The sequence below is a fragment of the Mycobacterium sp. UM_WGJ genome, assembly GCF_000455125.1.
In the GTDB taxonomy this organism is placed as follows: Bacteria; Actinomycetota; Actinomycetes; order Mycobacteriales; family Mycobacteriaceae; genus Mycobacterium.
In genome coordinates, this window is the sequence record NZ_AUWR01000111.1 from 1 (window position 1) to 640 (window position 640).

The window sequence follows — 640 nt, forward strand, 5'->3', positions numbered from 1 at the left end:
CGGCGATCACGCTGGCGGACCCCAATCTGATCTGGAACGCCGCACATGGCTGGCCGTCAGCGGGTGTCAGTCGTCCGGTAGTCAGCGGCGACAGCAATTACGCCCTATGGGGGCCCGCCGGCCGGCGACGCAGCCACGGCGCTGTGTGTCGGGCGATTCCCGGTCCGCAAGCTCACGCAGTATTGGGAGCACGTCACTACCTGGCGTCGATCACGATCCCCGGTGGTGTGCACAACGGGTTGCACGGAGCCCACATCTACCTGTGTGAGCAACCGCGGGGCAGCTGAGCCAAGATGTGGCCGCGGATGCGCCACAGCTCCGATGTTCCGTCCTGATCCGCCGGGGAGGCACTCGGCCGGCCACCTCGAAAGAAAGCCCATGTGTGCGGTCCTGTTGGTTCTGGCGAGCTAAAAGTAGACAGGTGTCAACTACTTGTTACGATGCTCCGGTTTGAGTCCAACATGACAATGGAGTGCCGGTGACTGGTACGACGTCTTCGCTGGTGGGCGGATCGCCTGCCCCGTCGGTGAATCGACGAACCCTCATGCCGGTAGCCGTGGTGGTCGCCGTGGCCGCGGTCGTCCACGGGGCCTTCGCCATGAACTACGGCTGGCACCCCGATGAGTTCTACTACGTGATC

1 pseudogene is annotated in these 640 nt (G+C 63.9%); it reads left to right on the top strand.

The annotated features are described in order from the left end of the window. Positions 1–287 (top strand): annotated as a pseudogene (locus N416_RS24100) (hypothetical protein); the annotation flags it as partial. Positions 288–640 lie beyond the last annotated feature (353 nt).